Origin of the sequence: Heyndrickxia faecalis, from assembly GCF_040267745.1 — a bacterium.
Lineage (GTDB): Bacteria > Bacillota > Bacilli > Bacillales > Bacillaceae_C > Weizmannia > Weizmannia faecalis.
In genome coordinates, this window is record NZ_CP158453.1 from 1258099 (window position 1) to 1276093 (window position 17995).

At 49.8% G+C, this 17995-nt stretch carries 11 protein-coding genes, 20 tRNA genes and 2 rRNA genes; 29 read left to right on the forward strand and 4 right to left on the reverse strand.

Annotated features, from left to right (window positions below; translation table 11 throughout):
• The first annotated feature begins 42 nt into the window (after window positions 1-42).
• The 22 genes from ABR335_RS05865 to ABR335_RS05970 all read left to right on the forward strand — a co-directional run bounded on the left by ABR335_RS05865 (window position 43) and on the right by ABR335_RS05970 (window position 5148).
• Window positions 43-2975, forward strand: a 23S ribosomal RNA gene (locus ABR335_RS05865).
• 133 nt (window positions 2976-3108) lie between these two features.
• Window positions 3109-3224, forward strand: a 5S ribosomal RNA gene (rrf, locus tag ABR335_RS05870).
• An 8-nt stretch (window positions 3225-3232) separates the two neighbouring features.
• Window positions 3233-3305: transfer RNA gene (locus tag ABR335_RS05875), tRNA-Val, on the forward strand.
• A 166-nt stretch (window positions 3306-3471) separates the two neighbouring features.
• A tRNA-Lys gene (locus ABR335_RS05880) sits at window positions 3472-3547 on the forward strand.
• Between the two features lie 6 nt (window positions 3548-3553).
• Window positions 3554-3635, forward strand: a tRNA-Leu gene (locus tag ABR335_RS05885).
• Between the two features lie 15 nt (window positions 3636-3650).
• Window positions 3651-3725 (forward strand) — tRNA-Gly (locus ABR335_RS05890).
• A 9-nt stretch (window positions 3726-3734) separates the two neighbouring features.
• A tRNA-Leu gene (locus tag ABR335_RS05895) sits at window positions 3735-3820 on the forward strand.
• 17 nt (window positions 3821-3837) lie between these two features.
• A tRNA-Arg gene (locus ABR335_RS05900) sits at window positions 3838-3911 on the forward strand.
• Window positions 3912-3924: 13 nt separating this feature from the next.
• Window positions 3925-4001, forward strand: a tRNA-Pro gene (locus ABR335_RS05905).
• Between the two features lie 13 nt (window positions 4002-4014).
• Window positions 4015-4090, forward strand: a tRNA-Ala gene (locus ABR335_RS05910).
• A gap of 24 nt (window positions 4091-4114) precedes the next feature.
• Window positions 4115-4188, forward strand: a tRNA-Met gene (locus ABR335_RS05915).
• A gap of 15 nt (window positions 4189-4203) precedes the next feature.
• Window positions 4204-4280, forward strand: a tRNA-Ile gene (locus tag ABR335_RS05920).
• A gap of 18 nt (window positions 4281-4298) precedes the next feature.
• Window positions 4299-4391 (forward strand) — tRNA-Ser (locus ABR335_RS05925).
• Between the two features lie 17 nt (window positions 4392-4408).
• Window positions 4409-4482, forward strand: a tRNA-Met gene (locus ABR335_RS05930).
• Window positions 4483-4484: 2 nt separating this feature from the next.
• Window positions 4485-4557 (forward strand) — tRNA-Asp (locus ABR335_RS05935).
• An 8-nt stretch (window positions 4558-4565) separates the two neighbouring features.
• A tRNA-Phe gene (locus ABR335_RS05940) sits at window positions 4566-4641 on the forward strand.
• A 23-nt stretch (window positions 4642-4664) separates the two neighbouring features.
• Window positions 4665-4737: transfer RNA gene (locus ABR335_RS05945), tRNA-His, on the forward strand.
• A 7-nt stretch (window positions 4738-4744) separates the two neighbouring features.
• Window positions 4745-4818 (forward strand) — tRNA-Gly (locus tag ABR335_RS05950).
• A gap of 4 nt (window positions 4819-4822) precedes the next feature.
• Window positions 4823-4896: transfer RNA gene (locus ABR335_RS05955), tRNA-Ile, on the forward strand.
• A gap of 5 nt (window positions 4897-4901) precedes the next feature.
• Window positions 4902-4976: transfer RNA gene (locus ABR335_RS05960), tRNA-Asn, on the forward strand.
• Between the two features lie 3 nt (window positions 4977-4979).
• Window positions 4980-5071, forward strand: a tRNA-Ser gene (locus ABR335_RS05965).
• A gap of 5 nt (window positions 5072-5076) precedes the next feature.
• Window positions 5077-5148, forward strand: a tRNA-Glu gene (locus tag ABR335_RS05970).
• Window positions 5149-5312: 164 nt separating this feature from the next.
• Here the strand turns inward: ABR335_RS05970 and ABR335_RS05975 are convergent.
• Window positions 5313-6236, reverse strand: a complete 924-nt coding sequence (locus ABR335_RS05975) for a 1,4-dihydroxy-2-naphthoate polyprenyltransferase (protein WP_014097634.1) — start codon at window positions 6234-6236, stop codon at window positions 5313-5315.
• A gap of 265 nt (window positions 6237-6501) precedes the next feature.
• Here ABR335_RS05975 and ABR335_RS05980 point away from each other — a divergent pair, with 265 nt between their 5' ends.
• From ABR335_RS05980 to ltrA, 7 genes are all read left to right on the forward strand, one after another.
• On the forward strand, window positions 6502-7833 hold the full coding sequence (locus ABR335_RS05980) for an isochorismate synthase (protein WP_061086742.1): 1332 nt from the start codon (window positions 6502-6504) through the stop codon (window positions 7831-7833).
• Window position 7834: 1 nt separating this feature from the next.
• Window positions 7835-9580, forward strand: coding sequence for a 2-succinyl-5-enolpyruvyl-6-hydroxy-3-cyclohexene-1-carboxylic-acid synthase (menD, locus tag ABR335_RS05985; RefSeq protein ID WP_014097636.1), 1746 nt, complete (start codon window positions 7835-7837; stop codon window positions 9578-9580).
• Complete coding sequence (gene menH, locus ABR335_RS05990; RefSeq protein ID WP_326244437.1) at window positions 9577-10380, forward strand: 2-succinyl-6-hydroxy-2,4-cyclohexadiene-1-carboxylate synthase; 804 nt, start codon at window positions 9577-9579, stop codon at window positions 10378-10380. Before menD ends, menH begins: the two co-directional genes overlap by 4 nt.
• 39 nt (window positions 10381-10419) lie before the next feature.
• Complete coding sequence (gene menB / locus ABR335_RS05995; protein ID WP_035188984.1) at window positions 10420-11238, forward strand: 1,4-dihydroxy-2-naphthoyl-CoA synthase; 819 nt, start codon at window positions 10420-10422, stop codon at window positions 11236-11238.
• Between the two features lie 576 nt (window positions 11239-11814).
• Window positions 11815-13269, forward strand: coding sequence for an o-succinylbenzoate--CoA ligase (locus ABR335_RS06000; protein ID WP_265114966.1), 1455 nt, complete (start codon window positions 11815-11817; stop codon window positions 13267-13269).
• On the forward strand, window positions 13266-14369 hold the full coding sequence (menC, locus tag ABR335_RS06005; protein ID WP_061565859.1) for an o-succinylbenzoate synthase: 1104 nt from the start codon (window positions 13266-13268) through the stop codon (window positions 14367-14369). The genes ABR335_RS06000 and menC overlap by 4 nt, the downstream gene beginning before the upstream one ends.
• A gap of 435 nt (window positions 14370-14804) precedes the next feature.
• Window positions 14805-16214 (forward strand): group II intron reverse transcriptase/maturase, encoded by a 1410-nt coding sequence (gene ltrA / locus ABR335_RS06010; RefSeq protein ID WP_043052469.1) that lies wholly within the window; start codon window positions 14805-14807, stop codon window positions 16212-16214.
• Window positions 16215-16594: 380 nt separating this feature from the next.
• Here ltrA and ABR335_RS06015 read toward each other — a convergent pair whose 3' ends face one another.
• The 3 genes from ABR335_RS06015 to ABR335_RS06025 form a co-directional block, all read right to left on the reverse strand.
• Complete coding sequence (locus tag ABR335_RS06015; RefSeq protein ID WP_014097641.1) at window positions 16595-16753, reverse strand: DUF1540 domain-containing protein; 159 nt, start codon at window positions 16751-16753, stop codon at window positions 16595-16597.
• Between the two features lie 61 nt (window positions 16754-16814).
• Entirely contained in the window at window positions 16815-17705 is an 891-nt protein-coding gene (locus ABR335_RS06020) for a metal ABC transporter solute-binding protein, Zn/Mn family (RefSeq protein ID WP_017551860.1), read from the reverse strand.
• A 119-nt stretch (window positions 17706-17824) separates the two neighbouring features.
• Window positions 17825-17944, reverse strand: coding sequence for a DUF4021 domain-containing protein (locus tag ABR335_RS06025; RefSeq protein ID WP_014097643.1), 120 nt, complete (start codon window positions 17942-17944; stop codon window positions 17825-17827).
• Window positions 17945-17995: the final 51 nt, after the last annotated feature.

Here is a 17995-nt window from a genome sequence, read left to right on the forward strand (position 1 = left end):
GTAAACCGAGAATCGCTTATTTTTGGATTTAAACCTTTTTATGGTTAAGTTAGAAAGGGCGCACGGTGAATGCCTTGGCACTAGGAGCCGATGAAGGACGGTACAAACACCGATATGCTCCGGGGAGCTGTACGTAAGCTTTGATCCGGAGATTTCCGAATGGGGAAACCCCCTGTCTTTAATCGGACAGGATTCCTGCCTGAATTCATAGGGCAGGAAGGGCACACCCGGGGAACTGAAACATCTCAGTACCCGGAGGAAGAGAAAGCAATTGCGATTTCCCAAGTAGCGGCGAGCGAACAGGAAACAGCCCAAACCGGAAGGCTTGCCTTCCGGGGTTGTAGGACACTCATATGGGAGTTACAAAAGAACGGGGTAAGTGAAGCGGCCTGGAAAGGCCTGCCGGAGAAGGTAAAAGCCCTGTAACTGAAACTTCGTTCTCTCCCGAGTGGATCCTGAGTACGGCGGGACACGAGGAATCCCGCCGGAATCCGGGAGGACCATCTCCCAAGGCTAAATACTCCCTAGTGACCGATAGTGAACCAGTACCGTGAGGGAAAGGTGAAAAGCACCCCGGGAGGGGAGTGAAAGAGATCCTGAAACCGTGTGCCTACAAGTAGTCAGAGCCCGTTAACGGGTGATGGCGTGCCTTTTGTAGAATGAACCGGCGAGTTACGGTCTCATGCAAGGTTAAGCTGAAGAAGCGGAGCCGCAGCGAAAGCGAGTCTGAACAGGGCGAAAGAGTATGAGGCCGCAGACCCGAAACCAGGTGATCTACCCATGTCCAGGGTGAAGGCAAGGTAACACTTGCTGGAGGCCCGAACCCACGCACGTTGAAAAGTGCGGGGATGAGGTGTGGGTAGCGGAGAAATTCCAATCGAACTTGGAGATAGCTGGTTCTCTCCGAAATAGCTTTAGGGCTAGCCTCAAGCGGAGAGTTTTGGAGGTAGAGCACTGTTTGGACGAGGGGCCCTCATCGGGTTACCGAATTCAGACAAACTCCGAATGCCAAAAACTTATGCTTGGGAGTCAGACTGTGAGTGATAAGATCCATGGTCGAAAGGGAAACAGCCCGGACCGCCAGCTAAGGTCCCAAAGTATACGTTAAGTGGAAAAGGATGTGGCGTTGCTTAGACAACCAGGATGTTGGCTTAGAAGCAGCCATCATTTAAAGAGTGCGTAATAGCTCACTGGTCGAGTGACGCTGCGCCGAAAATGTACCGGGGCTAAACGTATCACCGAAGCTGCGGATGGACACCGTTTGGTGTCCGTGGTAGGAGAGCGTTCTAAGGGCGTTGAAGCCGGACCGGAAGGACCGGTGGAGCGCTTAGAAGTGAGAATGCCGGTATGAGTAGCGAAAGAAGGGTGAGAATCCCTTCCACCGAATGCCTAAGGTTTCCTGAGGAAGGCTCGTCCGCTCAGGGTTAGTCGGGGCCTAAGCCGAGGCCGAAAGGCGTAGGCGATGGACAACAGGTTGATATTCCTGTACCGCCTCTTCACCGTTTGAACGATGGGGGGACGCAGGAGGATAGGGTAAGCGCGACACTGGTTGATCGCGTCCAAGCAGTTAGGCCGGTGCGGAGGCAAATCCTTCGCACCAAGGCGGAGCTGTGATGGCGAGGGAAATTTTAGTACCGAAGTTCCTGATTCCACACTGCCAAGAAAAGCCTCTAGTGAGGTGAAAGGCGCCCGTACCGCAAACCGACACAGGTAGGCGAGGAGAGAATCCTAAGGTGAGCGAGAGAACTCTCGTTAAGGAACTCGGCAAAATGACCCCGTAACTTCGGGAGAAGGGGTGCTTTTTGGGGTGTATGCCCCGGGAAGCCGCAGTGAATAGGCCCAGGCGACTGTTTAGCAAAAACACAGGTCTCTGCGAAGCCGCAAGGCGAAGTATAGGGGCTGACACCTGCCCGGTGCTGGAAGGTTAAGGAGAGGGGTTAGCCGTAAGGCGAAGCTCTGAACTGAAGCCCCAGTAAACGGCGGCCGTAACTATAACGGTCCTAAGGTAGCGAAATTCCTTGTCAGGTAAGTTCTGACCCGCACGAAAGGTGTAACGATCTGGGCACTGTCTCAACGAGAGACTCGGTGAAATTATAGTACCTGTGAAGATGCAGGTTACCCGCGACAGGACGGAAAGACCCCATGGAGCTTTACTGCAGCCTGATATTGAATTTTGGTACAGCTTGTACAGGATAGGTAGGAGCCTTGGAAACCGGAGCGCCAGCTTCGGCGGAGGCATCGGTGGGATACTACCCTGGCTGTATTGAAATTCTAACCCGCACCCCTTACCGGGGTGGGAGACAGTGTCAGGCAGGCAGTTTGACTGGGGCGGTCGCCTCCTAAAAGGTAACGGAGGCGCCCAAAGGTTCCCTCAGAATGGTTGGAAATCATTCGCAGAGTGTAAAGGCATAAGGGAGCTTGACTGCGAGACTTACAAGTCGGGCAGGGACGAAAGTCGGGCTTAGTGATCCGGTGGTTCCGCATGGAAGGGCCATCGCTCAACGGATAAAAGCTACCCTGGGGATAACAGGCTGATCTCCCCCAAGAGTCCACATCGACGGGGAGGTTTGGCACCTCGATGTCGGCTCATCGCATCCTGGGGCTGTAGTCGGTCCCAAGGGTTGGGCTGTTCGCCCATTAAAGCGGTACGCGAGCTGGGTTCAGAACGTCGTGAGACAGTTCGGTCCCTATCCGTCGCGGGCGCAGGAAATTTGAGAGGAGCTGTCCTTAGTACGAGAGGACCGGGATGGACGCACCGCTGGTGTACCAGTTGTCTTGCCAAAGGCATCGCTGGGTAGCTATGTGCGGAAGGGATAAGTGCTGAAAGCATCTAAGCATGAAGCCCCCCTCAAGATGAGATTTCCCACAGTTTATACTGGTAAGATCCCTGAAAGATGATCAGGTTGATAGGTCCGGGGTGGAAGCGCGGCGACGCGTGGAGCTGACGGATACTAATCGATCGAGGACTTAACCAAACAGAAAAGCGGAGGTGCCTTGCCAAAGGCGCTGGAGCTGGACAATTCTCAAAGTTAGAAACCAAAGCTATTCTCCGTTTACAGTTTTTTCTCCTATCCGGTTTTCAGGGAACACATCCCAAAATTATACAGGTCCGGTGATAATGGCGGAAAGGTCACACCCGAACACATCCCGAACTCGGAAGTTAAGCTTTCCAGCGCCGATGGTAGTTGGGGGTCTCCCCCTGCGAGAGTAGGACGTTGCCGGGCCATAATACGGAGGATTAGCTCAGCTGGGAGAGCGTCTGCCTTACAAGCAGAGGGTCGGCGGTTCGATCCCGTCATCCTCCATTTTTATGCCGTTCCGATTCAGGTGCAACCGGCTTCCATCGGAAGGTTGGGGATACTGGCTTGTGACCGGCACCATACTTCCCGGGAATCTTAAAAATAGATATGTACATATTTAACCCAATATAGTATAATTCTCTTTGTGACAAGTAATGTCGTTATCGGATATGAGCCATTAGCTCAGTTGGTAGAGCATCTGACTTTTAATCAGAGGGTCGCAGGTTCGAATCCTGCATGGCTCACCATTTATCGCGGGTGTGGCGGAATTGGCAGACGCACCAGACTTAGGATCTGGCGCCGTAAGGCGTGGGGGTTCGACTCCCTTCACCCGCACTGTTTACATGATATGCGGAAGTAGTTCAGTGGTAGAACATCACCTTGCCAAGGTGGGGGTCGCGGGTTCGAATCCCGTCTTCCGCTCCATTTTATCCCGCCGGGGTGGCGGAATTGGCAGACGCACAGGACTTAAAATCCTGCGGTAGGTGACTACCGTACCGGTTCGACTCCGGTCCTCGGCATCAGTACCATGACAAATGCGCCCATAGCTCAATTGGATAGAGCGTTTGACTACGGATCAAAAGGTTAGGGGTTCGACTCCTCTTGGGCGCGCTTATTCCTTTTTCGGGAAGTAGCTCAGCTTGGCAGAGCACATGGTTAGGGACCATGGGGTCGCAGGTTCAAATCCTGTCTTCCCGACCATGAAGATCATAACGGGGCCTTAGCTCAGCTGGGAGAGCGCCTGCTTTGCACGCAGGAGGTCAGCGGTTCGATCCCGCTAGGCTCCACCAATCCACCAAACAGAGTCAAATAACGGCGGCGTAGCTCAGCTGGCTAGAGCGTACGGTTCATACCCGTGAGGTCGGGGGTTCGATCCCCTCCGCCGCTATATTTTGTATATATCGGACCTTTAGCTCAGCTGGTTAGAGCAGACGGCTCATAACCGTCCGGTCGTAGGTTCGAGTCCTACAAGGTCCACCATTTTTTATTTTTTCATACGGAGGAATACCCAAGTCTGGCTGAAGGGATCGGTCTTGAAAACCGACAGGCGGGTTACACCGCGCGGGGGTTCGAATCCCTCTTCCTCCGCCATTTCATTATTTTATCATCGCGGGGTGGAGCAGTCTGGTAGCTCGTCGGGCTCATAACCCGAAGGTCGCAGGTTCAAATCCTGCCCCCGCAATTGGTCCCGTGGTGTAGCGGTTATCACGCCTGCCTGTCACGCAGGAGATCGCGGGTTCGATTCCCGTCGGGACCGCTTGTTTTGGCTCGGTAGCTCAGTCGGTAGAGCAAAGGACTGAAAATCCTTGTGTCGGCGGTTCGATTCCGTCCCGAGCCACCATTGGTTTCAATGAAAAATATATGGCGGTTGTGGCGAAGTGGTTAACGCACCGGATTGTGGCTCCGGCATTCATGGGTTCGATTCCCATCATCCGCCCTTTGCTGCGGGTGTAGTTTAGTGGTAAAACCACAGCCTTCCAAGCTGTTGTCGTGGGTTCGATTCCCATCACCCGCTCCACTTTGGGCCTATAGCTCAGCTGGTTAGAGCGCACGCCTGATAAGCGTGAGGTCGATGGTTCAAGTCCATTTAGGCCCATATATTCCGCAGTAGCTCAGTGGTAGAGCAATCGGCTGTTAACCGATCGGTCGTAGGTTCGAATCCTACCTGCGGAGCCATATGGAGAAGTACTCAAGTGGCTGAAGAGGCGCCCCTGCTAAGGGTGTAGGTCGCGATTAGCGGCGCGAGGGTTCAAATCCCTCCTTCTCCGCCATTTCCGGCCCGTTGGTCAAGCGGTTAAGACACCGCCCTTTCACGGCGGTAACACGGGTTCGAATCCCGTACGGGTCATACTGGTCACGAAGCTGTTCCGGAAACTTCCGGAGCAGCTTTTTTTGCGCGTTTTTTCACTTCTGCAAACCTCTTCAGGACTTCACCCAGGCTACGGGTCCGTTAAAGTATGATAGAAAAAACGCAAAAACAAACGGCGGAGTGCAACACTCCGCCGTTTGTTTTTAAATAAAATGATCGATCAAAAAGCTGATGGATAAAAGCACCCCGAAAATGGTGTTTGTCTGTGCGGTTGCTTTCATGGCAGGCAGCATTTGCAACGGTTCACTTTTTCCAATAAAGCCTTTAATGGCCCGGACCGGTTTCGGTGTGCTGACAAAAACGAGCAATACCCACGGGGTTACAACACCGAACAAAACGAGCCCGGCCATCCAGAGATAGGAAAGGGCAAACATTGCGGCCAGAAGCAGGATGGCTCCTTTCCGGCCGAGCAGAATGGCGATTGTTTTTCTGCCATTTGCTTTATCGCCGTCCAGATCGCGGATATTATTCGACAGCATAATGGCACCGATTAAAATCATAATCGGAATCGAAATAAATACAATCGGCCATGTGATCGTTTTTGTCTGGATAAAAAACGATATTAATATAATAATTACACCCATAAAAAAGCCGGAAATCAGTTCGCCAAGCGGCGTCGATGAAATTGGAAAAGGCCCTGCAGTGTAAAGATAAGCAACAAGCATGCAGACAGTGCCGATTACAGCGATCCACCAGGAACTTTGCGAGCAAATGTAAACGCCGATCAGCATGGCTGCGCCGAAAAAAGCAAAGGCGAGGTGGAGCACCGTTTTCGGTTTGATGCCGTTTCTGACGATTGCCCCGCCGATCCCGACGGAATGCTCGGTATCAAGGCCGCGTTTGTAATCGTAATATTCATTAAACATATTGGTTGCTGCCTGAATTAACAGGGTTGCAACCAGCATTGCAGCAAACAGCAGCAGATTGATGCGGGCAATGCCCAAAGCTAGTACTGTCCCGAGAATGACAGGCACAAAACCGGCCGTTAAAGTATGGGGCCGTGTTAATTGCCACCAGATCCGCCAGCCTTTGTCAGGGCCGATTGATGGAGAAGATTGCGCATTCATCTTCTTACTCTCCTTTTATGCTATTCTTATATAAATATGGCGAAATTAGTACATTTAAAGTTTAGGGAAATCAGGCCCATGTGTCAATGTATTTGGTTGGCAATCTTATTTTAAGCCGTTTTGCTGAATTTAACCGGCAAATTTTATATAATAGATGAGGTATGTTCATAAAAATGTTAAGTTTTCATATGAAAACTGTGATAGATGGCCCGGCAAAAAGCAAGAGAGGTTTGGAGGAGATCTTTTGGCTAATGAGGATATATTAATGAAAGAAAAAACGGCGCCGGCATTAAAACTGGTAAGCAAAGTCATAAAATGCCGCACTGCACCGGATCCGCTCCGCCTTTTTACAGCGGGTGCCGCGCGTTTTTACGGCAGCCGGTTTTTCTGGCAGGATAAGAATCGCGAAACCGTATTTGTCGGTTTTGGCCGCGTATGGTCCTGTACGGTCACAGCCTCTGACGGTTTTGCCCAAATGGAAGACGAATGGCGAAATTTGAAGGGGGCGGGCGAAGTTTATTCGGATACCGGTGAAACGGGAACAGGGCCTGTGCTTTTCGGCGGTTTTGCGTTTGACGGGACGGTTGCAAAGCAGGAATGGAAAACATTTGGCCAAGGCATTTTCCGCGTGCCGCAAATTCTTTTCACGTTTAAAAAAGATGCCGTCTTTCTTACGGTAAACGGATGCGGCGGAACAGAGAGCGTGCAGGAAGCGGAGGAAACCGCGCGAAGCCTTTTAAACGGCAGTACAGCTTTCCCTGCACTTCCGCTTTTAAAAGCTGTAAAGGAAATCGGTTCGGACGAATGGAAAAAAAGTGTCGCAACAGCCGTGGAGTTTATCCGGGAAGGGAGAATGGACAAAGTTGTCCTGGCAAGAAAACTGGAACTTGCTTTTGACGGTGTGGCGAGCCCGGATGCGGTGCTTGCGGCGCTTTCCGCCCAGCAGCATGACAGCTATTTATTTGTGCTGGAAGAAGGCAGTGAAAGTTTTATCGGGGCTTCGCCGGAAAGGCTGGTGAAAAAAACGGGCCGGCATATTTTATCGACGTGTCTTGCCGGTTCGATCAAACGCGGCCGCAATGAGGCGGAGGATTTGGAACTTGGAAAAGCGCTGCTTTCGGATCAGAAAAATTTAAGCGAGCATGGTTTTGTCGTATCCATGATTCGGCAGGTGCTTGAACCTTTTTGCAACGGGCTGAATGTGCCGGATGCGCCTGTGTTGATGCGGATGCGCGATATCCAGCATCTTTACACCCCGGTTACCGGGACAGTGAAGGACAAGGACACCACCCTTTTTCAATTGGTCAAAGCGCTCCATCCGACGCCAGCACTTGGCGGTATTCCGCGGCAGCCGGCCATGGAAGCAATCCGGCTTCTTGAAAAAATGGACCGCGGTTTATACGGTGCGCCGATCGGCTGGGTGGATTACAGGGGAAGCGGCGAATTTTGCGTCGGCATCCGCTCCGGACTATTAAAGGAGGATCATGCATCCCTTTATGCCGGATGCGGTGTCGTCAAGGAATCGGAACCTGAAGAAGAATATAAAGAAACAAGCGTCAAATTTACCCCAATGCTGCGTGCTTTAGGAGGCAAATAGAGTGGAACACCAGGAGATCATGACAACTTATTTGGCAGCTTTTATCCGGCAGTTGTCCGCGATGGGGATCCGCTATGCGGTGGTAAGCCCCGGGTCAAGGTCGACGCCGATTGCGATGTTGTTAGCGGAACATCCGGATTTTAAAATTTACATGGATATTGATGAACGGTCAGCCGCTTTTTTTGCGCTCGGGCTTGCAAAAGAAAAACGCAAACCGGTTGTGCTTTTATGTACGTCTGGCACAGCTGCCGCCAACTATTATCCGGCGGTTGCGGAAGCCAATATTTCACGCGTGCCGCTTATTGTGCTGACGGCAGACCGGCCGCATGAACTGCGCAATGTCGGTGCCCCGCAGGCCATTGACCAGATCCGGCTGTACGGCACCCATGTCAAATGGTTTGAGGAGATGCCGCTTCCGGAAGCAGGAGAAGAAGTGCTTCAATTTGTCCGGCAGACGGCGGCCAGGGCAGTCGTGACGGCACTACAGCAGCCGGCGGGCCCCGTGCATCTTAATTTTCCGTTGCGCGAGCCGCTTGTTCCGGTTCTTAAGCCGTCTCCTTTTGCCGGCGAAGTACCGGTGCCGGCAATTGAAAATTTTTCCGGCACCCTGCAACTTTCAGAAGAAACGGTTGAAGTCGTGGCAAAAGAGATCCGGGAAAAGAACCGCGGCCTGATCATTTGCGGGCCGATTGATATTCCCGGCTTTGCGGAGGCGGTTGTGGCGCTCAGCGAAAAAACGGGTTACCCGGTGCTGGCCGATCCGCTGTCACAACTGCGAAGCGGCCGGCACGGGAAAGAAAGGATCATTGAAAATTATGATTCCTTACTAAAAGATCCGAAATGGGCCGACCGCCTTGCACCGGATGTTGTGATTCGCTTCGGTGCCATGCCCGTTTCCAAACCGCTGACCCTTTTGCTAAAAAAAGTAAAAACAGCTGCCCATTATATCGTTGACGGCGGAAACGGCTGGCGCGATCCCGTGAAGCGGGGGACAACGGTTGTTTATTCGGATGAAATTGATTTCTGTAAAAAATTGTCAAATATAATTGTAATGAACCCGGTTTCGGAATGGTTCACCATGTGGGAAAAATTGAATCAACAGGCGCGGCAGATTGTTACGGCTTCGCTGGAGGCGGAAGAAACCTTTGATGAAGGAAAAACGGTAACCGAACTTGCTGCTGCTTTGCCGGACGGCAGTACCCTTTTTGTCGGCAACAGCATGCCGATCCGGGATGTCGATACATTTTTTCAGGCAACAGATAAAAAGATCCGCATTCTGGCAAACCGGGGCGCGAACGGCATTGACGGCGTTGTGTCCAGTGCAGCCGGCGTGAGCGCGGGATGCGGCAAAGCCTTTTTGCTGATCGGCGACTTGTCCTTTTTCCATGATTTAAACGGGCTGCTGATGACGAAAATGCACAAGCTCAATCTTTGTGTGATTTTGATCAATAATAATGGCGGGGGCATTTTTTCTTTCCTGCCCCAGGCGGATGAACCGGAGAAATTTGAGCAGCTGTTCGGCACGCCGACGGACCTCGCGTTTGAATATGCGGTTAAAATGTATGGCGGGAGCTACATTCAGCCGCAAAACTGGGATCAATTCCGGGCGGCGCTTTCCGAATATAAAGGCGGGCTGCAAGTGATTGAAGTGCGGACAAACCGGGCGAAAAATGTCGAAACCCACCGGAAAATCTGGTCACAAGTTTCCCGGGAAATGGAACGTTATTTTCAAGGTGAGCAACAATGAGAATCAACGGTTTGGAATATCATGTAGAAACGGCGGGCGACGGAGAACCGTTGCTGCTGCTTCACGGTTTTACAGGAAATGGTAATACCTGGAATGATACGGTTTCCATACTTCGGGACGAATTCCGCTGCATTGTGGTGGATATCATCGGCCACGGCAAAACCGAAAAACCAGATGATCCCGGCCGCTATGACATTACAAAAGCCGCCGCTGATTTGCGTGCGGTGCTTCTGGCGCTTGGCATCCGGCGGGCGTCTGTTCTCGGCTATTCGATGGGCGGGAGGCTGGCGCTTACGTTTGCCGTCCAGTACCCGCAAATGGTGGACAAACTTGTACTGGAAAGCGCGTCTCCCGGTTTGAAAACGGAAGCGGAACGGCTGGCGCGGCGAGAACGGGATGAACAGCTGGCGGAACGGATTTTGACCGGAGGCATGGAAGCATTTGTCAGCCATTGGGAAAATCTACCGCTGTTTGCATCACAAAAACAGCTGCCGGCTGAAGTAAGAGAAAAAATTCGCAAACAGCGCCTCGAAAATGACCCGGCTGGTTTGGCGAACAGCCTCCGCGGCATGGGGACAGGCGCGCAGCCATCATGGTGGGGAAGACTTTCTGAACTTCATTTCCCCGTCTTACTTGCAGCTGGCGAATGGGATGCCAAGTTTTGCCGGATTGCCGGAGAGATGGAGGAGCAGCTCCCGCATGCCAAAAAAATCATTTTTTCGCATGCCGGCCATGCAATTCATGTGGAAGATCCGAAAAAGTTTGGTACAATGATAAAGGGATTTTTAAAAAATTGTTGATAAATTGTCATAAAATGTACATAAAAAGGAGGAATCATCATGGCAGTTGAATGGAAGACTGAGCATGAGTATGAAGATATTTTATACGAATCCTATAATGGCATTGCCAAGATTACGATTAACCGTCCCCATGTGCGCAATGCTTTCCGGCCGGAAACGGTAACCGAGATGTATGATGCGTTTTCCCGGGCGCGCGATGACGCCAACATCGGAGTCATTATTTTAACCGGTATGGGGGAAAAGGCATTTTGTTCCGGCGGCGATCAAAAAGTGCGCGGCAATGGCGGTTATGTTGGCAGCGACAATATTCCGCGCCTGAACGTGCTTGATCTGCAGCATTTGATCCGTGTGATCCCGAAACCGGTCATTGCCATGGTAGCAGGTTATGCGATCGGCGGCGGACATGTACTGCATGTGGTTTGTGATTTGACGATTGCGGCTGATAATGCCATTTTCGGTCAGACCGGTCCGAAAGTTGGCAGCTTCGACGGCGGTTACGGTGCAGGTTATCTTGCAAGGATCATCGGCCATAAAAAAGCGCGTGAAATCTGGTATCTATGCCGCCAGTACAACGCGCAGGAAGCGTTGGAAATGGGGCTTGTTAACGCAGTCGTGCCGTACGAAAAACTGGAAGAAGAAACGATCAAATGGGCGGAGGAAATCCTTGAGAAAAGCCCAATGGCGATCCGTTTCCTGAAAGCCGCGTTTAATGCTGATACGGACGGGCTTGCCGGCCTCCAGCAATTTGCGGGCGATGCAACCCTTTTGTATTACACAACGGACGAAGCAAAAGAAGGCCGCGATGCATTCAAGGAAAAACGCAAACCGGACTTCGGCCAATTCCCGCGTTTCCCGTGATTGGAAAATGGGCTGTCTCGATTGAGGCAGCCTGAATTTTTTCACGGGGAAATTTTTGCTATGTGGTCCATGATTCAAAAAGGCAATTCTGCAAGTGGCTGAGATGTTCCTTAGCGTGGTTCAAAAAGACGTTTTGACTAATGACAAAGTGCAAATTGTCCTTTGAGAGGTTCAAAAGGATAATTTAGGGAAAGACGAAGTGCAAATTGTCTTTTACAGGGGTTCAAAAGGACATTTCGGCAACTGACAAAGGTCAAACTGTCTTTTAGCGTGTTCCAAAAGGACAATTCAGGGAGAGACAAAAAGCAAAATATCCTTTAGAAGGGTTCAAAAGGACAATTCAGGTAGAAACGAAGCGTAAACTGTCCTTTACAGGGATTCAAAAGGACATTTCAGAGAGAAACAAAGCACAAATTGTCCTTTAAAGAGGTTCAAAAGGACAATTTTACAAGTGACAAAGCCTGTAATGTCCTTTAAGGCGCTTTTAAAAGACGATTTTGCATTGGACAGGGATAACCTGTCATGTTGAAAAAGCAAAAGTGGCATGTTCAAAATAGATTTTTATCAGGTGATGTTATGCTACCCAATTTTTTAAAACAGCGTGCGTATTTAACGCCGAACCGGATTGCGCTCATCAGTCAAGGTACAAGCCTGACGTTTGCCGGGCTGTACGAAAAGGCGAAAGAAACGGCACGGAAGCTGTCCGGCTGCGGCATGCAGGCGGAAGATACGGCAGCGGTCCTTTTAAACAGCCGCGCGGAAACGGTGGTCATTCTCCATGCGCTGCAGCAGCTCCGTGTCCGCACCCTTTTTCTTAACCACCGTTTAACGCCGGCGGAAATGCAGTACCAGCTCACCGACAGCGGGGCGAAATGGCTGATTACGGAAAAATCGTTCCGGGAAAAAGCAGAAGTGTTAAACGAAACAGCAACAGTGATCCAAAGCGAAGCGCTTGACGATTTGCCGGCTGCAGGATACGAAGAACGTGCGGAGTTTGCACTCGAGGATGTCTGCTCGATCATGTACACATCCGGAACAACCGGCAAACCAAAAGGCGTCCTGCAAACATACGGCAACCACTGGTGGAGCGCCGCCGGTTCTGCACTCAATCTCGGCGTGCGGGAGGACGATACGTGGCTGTGCGCAGTGCCGCTTTTTCATATCAGCGGTTTTTCGATCCTGATGCGTTCTGTTTTTTACGGAATGACGGTCTATTTAATGGAAAAATTCGATGAAAAAGAGACGGCCAAACTGCTGAAGTCCGGCCGCATTACAACGATGTCGGTTGTGACCAACATGTTGCAGCGTTTGCTTCGTGAACTCGGACAAGAGCGCCTTCATCCGAACTTCCGCTGCCTCCTGCTCGGCGGTGGGCCGGCACCACGCCCGCTTCTTGAAGCGTGTGCCGAAAAAAATATCCCGGTTTTCCAGTCATACGGCATGACCGAAACGGCTTCGCAAACCGTGACGCTTGCGCCGGAAGATAGCCTGCGAAAAATCGGGTCAGCAGGGAAACCGTTATTCCCGGCGCAAATCCGGATCGTTTCCGATGGCAAAGTGTGCGGTCCGTTTGAGCACGGAGAAATTGCTGTAAAAGGGCCGAACGTGACAATCGGTTATCTGAACCGCCCGGATGCAAACCAGAAAAGTTTTCGGGACGGCTGGTTTTTCACCGGCGATATTGGTTATCTGGATGATGAAGGCTTTTTATACGTACTGGACCGGCGCTCCGATCTGATCATCTCCGGCGGGGAAAATATCTATCCGGCTGAAATCGAAGAAGTACTTCTTGCCCATCCGGATATTCTTGAAGCCGGGGTTATTGGCGTCAAGGACGAAAAATGGGGCCAGGTGCCGGCTGCGTTTATTGTCACAAAAAGGGCAGTCCAGGAAAGGGAGCTGCAGGCTTTTTGCGAAACGCGGCTTGCAAAATTTAAAATCCCGAAAAAAGTGTATGCCGTTCCCGCGCTGCCGCGGAATGCATCGAATAAGTTGGTGCGCAGGAAACTGCTGGAGCTGCTGCCGTCATGATCGGGATTGAAAAAGTAACGCTTTCTGTAGTCAAAATGCCGCTTAAGTCTCCATTTGAAAATGCACTCGAAAAAGTAACGGAGCGGGAAGCGATCTTGCTTGAAGTGACAGACAAGGACGGGGTGGCCGGTTTCGGGGAAGCTGTTGCATTTTCAACCCCGTGGTATACAGAAGAGACGGTGCAGACATGCTTTCACATGCTGAAAGATGTGCTCATCCCGCTTCTTCGGGAAAAGCCGGTTGCACACCCAAAAGAAGTGAGCGGCCGGTTCCGATCCGTCCGGCGCAATCATATGGCAAAAGCAGCAATCGAAACGGCTATATGGGATTTGTATGCGAAAAAGAAGCAAAAGCCGCTTTGGCAGTTAATCGGGGGTGCGCGGGACCATGTGGATGCCGGCGTTGCGGTCGGCAGCCATGATACAGCGGAAGCGCTCCGGCAAATCGCTGCGTTTGTTGATGAAGGCTATAAAAGGGTGAAAGTCAAAATTAAGCCCGGCCATGATGAAGCGTTTATCCGCGAAATCCGGCATGCATTTCCTGATCTCGCGCTAATGGCGGATGCGAACTCCGCTTACACGCTGGCGGATGCGCCGCGTTTGAAAAGGCTCGACCGGTACGGGCTCCTGATGATTGAACAGCCGCTTGCCGCCGATGATATTGTGGAGCACGCGGCCTTGCAAAAGCAGCTGGAGACGCCGGTTTGTATGGATGAAAGCATCGTAACATACCATGATGCAGAAAGCGCGCTCCGGCTCGGCAGCTTCCGGGTGCTCAATATTAAAATTGGGCGGGTTGGCGGGCTCTATCCGGCGATTCAGCTGCATGACCTTTGTGCATCCCGCGGCATTCCGGTCTGGTGCGGCGGCATGATCGAATTTGGCGTATCGCGCGCCTTTAACCTCGCGCTCGCCTCTTTGCCGGGCTTTACGATTCCGGGCGATATTTCTTCATCCAGCCGGTTCTGGGAAAAAGATATCATTGAACCGGAAATCACGGTGGAAAACGGACAAATCCGCCTGCCGGACAGACCGGGAATCGGGTTTGAGATCGATCGCGCCTATGCGAAAAAAATCCGGACATATACCGAAACGATATGAAAAAACTGCCGCACAAGACGGCAGTTTTTTCAGTGCGCCGTGCATGGCGATTCGCTAGGCGGTGTAAGTCCGCTATGGGGGTAGGTAGCGACCAACCATTAGCCAAGAGCAAGGGTGTCCATCGTGAGATGGAATCTGAAGGAAGCTGGAGGCAAAATTCTGACCCGAGGAACACGAACATCATTAGGCGTACTCTCACAGGGTAAGGCTGCTGAACAAGTCAAAGCCCAAAAGCTATCCGGATGTGGAAACGTAAATGGTGCGGGTACATGGAATGAAAGCAAATCACCTTACCACGGGAGGTCTCACGGACAGGTGGAAACAGAGTATGAAACCTGGTTGAAACAAGATTTGCCGTGAGAAGTCAGCAGAAGCCATAGTACGGAGATGCCTGGAGCATCGAAGGAAGGGCTGAACTAAAGGAAGTGGAAGTCAATGAAAGTTACCGAAGAAACGAACAAATGCAGAAAACAGGAAGAAACCTGCTGTCAAAAAGATACTGCGGAACAGGAAGGATATGGCAGAGGGCATAGTTTCAAGAGGATAACTGAAAACAACACCACTAACACCAACAGACAGAACGAATGGATGCTCGAACGAATCCTTTCAAGTAATAACCTGCACCGTGCCTATAAAAAGGTAAAGAAAAACAAAGGTGCGGGCGGTGTCGATGGAATGAAAACAGGTGAACTTTTGGCATACCTAACTGAACATCAGAGGGAACTCGTCCTCTCCATTCGAAATGGGACATACAAGCCCCAACCCGTTAGAAGGGTAGAAATTCCAAAAGACAACGGGAAAACAAGGAAACTTGGAATACCAACGGTAGTAGACCGAGTCATCCAACAAGCCATTTCGCAGGTCCTAGTCCCTATATATGAAAGAAAGTTCTCAGACAATAGCTATGGTTTCCGACCACATAGAAGTACACATCAGGCACTTCTCAAGTGCCAAAAGAATGTAAATGAAGGATACCAGTATGTAGTAGACCTGGACTTAGAACAGTACTTTGACACGGTAAACCATAGTAAGCTTATCCAGATATTGAGTGAAACAATTCACGACGGACGTGTAATCTCCTTAATCCATAAATTCCTAAATGCAGGTGTTATGATCAAAGGAATAAGGACAACAAATGATTTCGGTGTTCCACAAGGAGGACCACTAAGTCCGCTTCTTGCCAATGTAATGTTAAACGAATTGGATAAAGAAATGGAAGCAAGAAATCACCGATTTGTCCGTTACGCTGATGATGTGATCATATTCTGTAAAAGCCGAAGAAGCTGCGAAAGAACATACCATAACATTCTCCCATTCATTGAGAAGAAATTGCGACTCAAAGTGAACCGAGAGAAGACGATGATCACACATATTAGAAACATCAAGTTCCTGAGTTATGGATTTTACCTTTATGAAGGAAAATGCAAATTCCGGGTACACCCGAAGGGTGTTCAAAAATTAAAGGAGAAAATTCGCAGAATCACAGGAAGAAGCAACGGATTAAGCGTAGAGGAAAGAAAGAAAAGGCTAAACGACACTGTCCGAGGATGGGTAAATTACTACAAGCTAGCGGATATGAAAAGTCTGGTAACCAGACTGGACCAATGGACACGAAGAAGAATGCGAATGGTAACTTGGAAAAGATGGAAGAGAGTACGCACAAGATTTTATTGGCTCAAGAAATTAGGGATCAATAAAAGAAAGGCGTGGGAATGGGCTAACACAAGAAAAGGCTACTGGAGAATCTCCGGCAGCCATATCTTAGCTAGAACCCTTACAAACGAACTCTTCCGAAGAGCAAGGTATATAAGTTTTCTGGATTACTATCTGTCTGTACGGTCGTAAACTTTAGAACCGCCGTGTACGGAACCGTACGCACGGTGGTGTGAGAGGTCGGCTAATCAAATAATGATTAGCCTCCTACTCGATTGAAAACATCGAATCAAATGTCTTATAAGTGAAATCCCGCTCGAGTTTCGATTTTACATATGAAATCGATCTTCACGCCGGGACAAACGATGTTTTTTGTGAAATCCCGCTTGATTTTTTCATAAAACATGGATTTTAGTTTTCACACCTGGACAATCGATGTTTTTTCGTGAAAACATCGATTCAAACGTCACTTGAGTTTCGATTTCACAAATGAAATTAGCCCACACGGCTGACGCTCGAGGCTTTTTTTCATTCAAATGTTTTATAAATGGAATGACCCTTCACGCCAATTTTCATGAAAACATCGATTCAAACGTTTTACAATCGGTTTCCCGCTGGTTTTCAGCCTGGGTTCCTGTATGGCTCACGATGTAAATTTCTTCGGCAGAACAAAGATTGCCTTCCTCCCAGAACACACAGTTCCTGACTTCGCATAACACATCTTTTGCCATCCGGACACCCTCCCTTAAAACATGTCGTACGTTTCTAGTTTTTGCAGCGTGCGGCAAACCATTACTGTAAAGCTTTTTCCAATGCTTTTAAATTGTCGTCCATCAAAGTAAAGTAATCTTTATGCGCTTTGATTTCTGCGTTCGTTCGGACGCCGAGATGGTGGATGTAAACCGCTTTTGTATTCGTTTCCTGTTGAACCACTTCCGCGATTTTGGAAGGCACATTTTTTTCAAACACGATGTAGGAAATATGGTCTTGTTTTACTTTCTGGATGATGTTTTCCAGCTGTTTTTGTGACGGTTCATCCGAAGTGGAGAGCCCGGCAATCGGAATTTGTTTGATGCCATATCGTTTTACCCAGTAGCCGTATGCCGCATGGGAAACGACAAGTTCTTTGTTGTCTGACTTTTCAACTGCCTGTTTGTATGCCGCATTGACTTGATCCAGTTTCTTTGCGAGTTGTGCGTAATTTTTCTTGAAATACGTTTTTTGCTTCGGCATTTTTTTCGAAAGTTGTGTTGTAATCATGCCGGCCATTTGCTTGACGTAAATTGGGTCGAGCCAGACATGCGGATCGGCCTTCGTACTTGTTTTATCCGGAACAGGAAGCCGGTCCCCGAGCGCCATCATTTTCACATTCTGGCCTTCGAGCACTTGTTTTGCCTTGTTCGCAAAACCTTCAAGCCCGAGCCCAATGTAAAAGAAAAAGTCGGAATCAGCGAGTTTTAGGATATCTTTCTGTGACGGTTCGTATGTATGTTCATCTGTGCCCGGTGGATAAATCGTTTTAACCGACACATACTTCCCGCCGATTTGCTGTGTAACATATTCCAGTGGATAGACGGTGGTATAGACCGAAATTTTATGATCCTGCTTGCTTTCCTGTTTGTTTGCACATGCCGTAACAAATAGCATGGTAAAAGCGAGCAGTACGGGAAAAAGTTTTTTCAAAGCGGACGATTCCTTTCTTTTTTAATTCGTAATGATTACGATTTACTCACAAAAAATATATTACTAAACTCCGCTTCATATGGCAAGAAAAATTTTTAAGGGACAGCAAATGCTGCCCCTTAATCTTTTTTGTCTTCTTCTTCGGTTTCAAGCATACCGTAATCGCCGTTTATGGCCTGTTCGTCGGGATCAGCGCCGAAATCGCCGCTCTTTTTTTGCTGTTCTTTTTTCTCTTCCATAAAAAACACCTCCACCTGTAGCGTTTTCCGGAAATGGGAAACGTATACGGG